This window comes from Clostridium sp. AF34-10BH (assembly GCF_003478095.1).
In the GTDB taxonomy this organism is placed as follows: Bacteria; Bacillota; Clostridia; order Lachnospirales; family Lachnospiraceae; genus Acetatifactor; species Acetatifactor acetigignens.
On sequence record NZ_QUEC01000061.1, the window covers coordinates 1 to 4,040 of the forward strand.

The window sequence follows — 4,040 nt, forward strand, 5'->3', positions numbered from 1 at the left end:
CAGCAGGTCGATAATGCCGTCGAAGGAGATCAGAAACCGCAGCCGGGAGCGGAACTCGTTTTTATCAGGATATAGATAGTCCGCAGTCCAGATCCGCAGAATGTATTCCACGCAGAAGATCAGGATAGTAATGACTTCTATGACATGAAATGCAGGAAATAAAAAGGTTAGTTCGTCAAATGTCTGTAAAAAAGTCACCAGAATATTGGCACAGATGACCACCGCAATAAAAATGTCGAAAAGCCGGCTCAGAGGATTGCTTTTATCGCCGATCTGGAGGATGCTAAATACTTTTTTTCTTCATAGCCCTTTTCTCCTGTAGAATAGACACATCAATATATCCATCATATCGACCCCCAAATGGAAAGTCAAGAAATCCCATGGCGGAATCTGTCAACCTGGTTAGAAAAAGTCATATATTATAGTAACCCTGAATAAAATGGAAGGATGAAAATATATGGCAAGATTTACGAATCAGGCGCAGCTTCGCTACGGTGATGAAGTCACCAATTCGAACATTGTGGTAGGAGAGATCCGGGAGGTACTGTCGGCTACCAAGACGGCAGTCCGGGAGACTTACGGACAGAGGGATAATGTGACCTATATTATCAGTATTGTAAACTCCGGTCAGACGGCATTTACCGGAGCAACACTGGAGGATGATCTGGGAGAATATGATTTCGGCGAAAGAGAACTGACACCGTTAACCTATATCCCCGGAACCATTAAATACTATATTGACGGCGTATTGCAGCCCACTCCCGTGGTTACGGCAGGCCCGCCTCTCACTGTGAGCGGACTGACCATTCCCGCCTAGGGCAATGCTATCGTTGTCTATGAAGCGGAGCTGAATTCCTATGCACCTCTGGGAGTGGAAGCGACGATCACCAACACGGCAGTCATTACCGCCAATGTGGTGACACCCATTACGGTGCGGGAGATCATTAATGCCGAGGAGCAGTCTCTGCTTACCATCACGAAGTCCGTCAGCCCCGTACCCGTTACGGAAAATGGCACGCTGACCTATACGTTTGTGATCCAGAATCTGGGCAATACCGCAGCGACGGAGGAGACCGGAGTGGTGATCACGGATACCTTTAATCCGGTGCTTAAGAACCTGACGGCTACCTTTAACGGTACCGCATGGACGGAAGGTGCCGATTATACCTATGATGAGATTACGGGCATGTTCGCCAGTGTGGCGGGCAAGATCACCGTACCCGCAGCGACTTACACGCAGGATACCACCACGGGAGCCTGGGGAATCAACCCCGGTGTCAGCACGCTAGTGATCTCCGGAACCGTATAGCCCCCGGAGGAAGTAAATAAGGTGAGATAATGGACCGCCCTTACGGAGATTGTGACAGCGGCAATCCCGTAAGGGCGGCTTTTTAAGTAAAAACGGGCAAAGAGAGTTTCTTGTCGTTTACAATCATAGAGAGAAAGGATGGAATATCGAAGCGCAACAATTTCAGAGCGTGAGGCATTGACAGATATAGAAATGATAAAGGATATAATGGCGGTAGTGTACAAGAAATTGGGTATAAAAGCTGCTCAGAATGACTTGACAATCAGATAAAGCCGTGCATATTATTAAATAGAAACCGGTTACTTATATGCTGAAATATACTTAGACAGGAGAAAAATAATGAGAATAGGAGTATTGGAAGCTGGGGGCACGAAAATGGTATGTGCTGTTGGCGATGAAAATGGACAAATTTTAGAAAGAGTTTCAATTGCAACTGGAAAGCCTGAGGAAACAATGCCCGATATATTGGAATTTTTTCACCAATATTCTTTAGACGCTATTGGCATAGGAACATTTGGGCCGGTAGATCTGGATCGGACATCCCCTACTTATGGATATATTATGTCTACACCAAAGATTCCATGGAGAAATTTTGATTTGCTTGGATGCATTAAAAAAGAGTTTATGCTTCCAATAGGACTGGATACAGACGTAAATGCCTCTGCAATCGGAGAAGCTACTTATGGAGTTACCAAAGGATTGGACAGCAGCATCTATATAACGGTAGGAACAGGTATAGGTGTGGGAGTGATTCTGGACGGCAAAGCGGTGCATGGTATGCAGCATCCCGAAGCCGGACATATATTGCTGAGTAGACATCCGGAAGATACTTACGCTGGACGGTGTCCATATCACGGCAATTGCCTGGAGGGACTCGCATCGGGACCGGCTATTGAAGAGCGTTTTGGAAGAAAGGCAAAGGAACTTCCTGTGGATTCCGTTGCATGGGAAATAGAAAGTTATTATCTGGCTCAGGCTTTGGTGGATTTTACATTGACTTATTCACCCAAAAGGATTGTACTGGGTGGTGGAGTAATGCATCAGAAACAATTATTTGCGATGATCCGCGAGAAGTATAAGAAGATGTTGAATCATTATGTAGATACACCGTACGTAAGAGATTTAGATAATTATATAGTACCTTATAGCCTGAATGATGATCAGGGAATTATGGGATGCATCAGGATAGGACTTGATGAAATGAAACGATAGAATGTGATATAAAATATAAAAAGCTGCCAAAAGCAGCTTTTTATATTTTACGAGGTTGTTTCTCTTTCGATAAGAGTTGGCTGTATAATGATGTGCTGAATAGATTCACTGCCTGCCTGCCCGTCAATGCTGCTTTGATTAATTTGATGCGCAATTAAATCGATTGCGCTTTGAGCAATAGCAGGTATATCCTGGCTTATTGTTGTGATCGGTATGATAGACTGTGAAGAGTCTGGAGAGTTGTCAAAACCAATGATCTGATATTCATCAGGAATATTCTCTCCGTGTTTGACCAGTATATTCAAAAATATGTGTGCATAAGTATCGTTACAGAAGAAAAACCCTTTTCTTTTCCCAGGGTATTTAGCCTTGACCGTCTGATAGATATCCAGAAGACAGGAATAGGATTCTTCATAATTATCTGTAAATGGACGAAGAATCAGCTCATTTGGAAGGTGATATGTTGAGCAGATATCTGAAAATCCCTGAATACGTCCATAAGCGGGAACCGCGGGTAGGACAGAGCTGTTTACGTGAAAATATATTTCACATTTGTTCCTGCGGAGAAGATCAACGGCCATTCGCGCACCAGAATAGTTGTTAGTATTAACACTACTGATAAAACGGTCTTCCCTTTCCACAGAAACGACTGGTATATTAAGTCTGGAAAGATATTCAGAAGAAAGATTGTGGCTTAGGTCTATCAGACCGATGATCTGATAAGCCAGTAATTCGTTCAAACATTTTTTCTCTGCTTCGCAATCATTATTTCCAAGAAAAGTAATAAATTTGAATCCATATTGTTCGTATGTATTAAGTACATGATTTAGAAAATAACTGTAAAATTGATAAAAAAAGTTCGGAACAATAATACCGATGATTTCACTGTTGCCTTTTGCAAAAACTCGGGCAAGCTTGTTTTCCTGATAGTTCAGCTCTTTCAGGGCTTTTGAAATTATATCGATGTTTTCCTGTGTAAGATAGGAAGGCTGATTAAAGTAACGGGAAATAGTTGCTTTGGATAAACCGGTATATTGTGCAATATCGGAAAAGGTGATTGATTTTTTTTGAGAAGCCATATTTTCTCCTGTTGTTTTCGTAATGTGATGTCGGGGTAAAAAGCCCTCCATTTTAATGTCTACGGATCGGTTTCGTGCCACGCACTCCAACATCCGCTCTGCTTCGGTGCCAAGATTCTTTGCCCGTATATGTGCGAACACATGAGAGTTTAGATCTTAGCTTTGTAACACTCTATAAGAGTATAACATTTTGTAACAGAAATGTAAATTGAAGATTAGAAACAATATAGGAACCGATTTCTTTGTGCGTTATACACAAATATAAGAAATAAAAATGCAGTATAATATACAAACATATTGATTATATGAATTGATATATTGACATAAAAGTGAAAACGTGTAAAAATAATGACAAGCAAGATGAAACCGGTTTCTTTTATGCGAAATGAGGTGACAAACTATAAATAGTCAAGTGTTTTTTGAAAAACATTTGTGACCTA

5 protein-coding genes are annotated in these 4,040 nt (G+C 41.8%); 3 read left to right on the forward strand and 2 right to left on the reverse strand.

Going from position 1 to position 4,040, the window contains the following annotated elements:
• Window positions 1–282 (reverse strand): ion transporter (locus DWZ61_RS19985; protein ID WP_347475473.1); only part of this gene is annotated, 282 nt, incomplete at its 3' end.
• Between the two features lie 175 nt (window positions 283–457).
• On the opposite strand from DWZ61_RS19985, the gene DWZ61_RS20510 reads away from it, so the two are divergent.
• The 3 genes from DWZ61_RS20510 (at window position 458) to DWZ61_RS19270 (ending at window position 2,521) form a co-directional block, all read left to right on the forward strand.
• A complete protein-coding gene (locus tag DWZ61_RS20510) occupies window positions 458–817 on the forward strand; it encodes a hypothetical protein (RefSeq protein WP_347475471.1) in 360 nt (119 codons plus the stop codon).
• 54 nt (window positions 818–871) lie between these two features.
• Window positions 872–1,309, forward strand: coding sequence for a hypothetical protein (locus DWZ61_RS20515; RefSeq protein WP_347475472.1), 438 nt, complete (start codon window positions 872–874; stop codon window positions 1,307–1,309).
• Window positions 1,310–1,648: 339 nt separating this feature from the next.
• Window positions 1,649–2,521 (forward strand): ROK family protein, encoded by an 873-nt coding sequence (locus DWZ61_RS19270; protein ID WP_118540105.1) that lies wholly within the window; start codon window positions 1,649–1,651, stop codon window positions 2,519–2,521.
• A gap of 47 nt (window positions 2,522–2,568) precedes the next feature.
• On the opposite strand, the gene DWZ61_RS19275 is transcribed toward DWZ61_RS19270, so the two are convergent.
• Window positions 2,569–3,600: a LacI family DNA-binding transcriptional regulator gene (locus DWZ61_RS19275; RefSeq protein ID WP_118540106.1), complete on the reverse strand. Its 1,032-nt coding sequence runs from the start codon at window positions 3,598–3,600 to the stop codon at window positions 2,569–2,571.
• Window positions 3,601–4,040 lie beyond the last annotated feature (440 nt).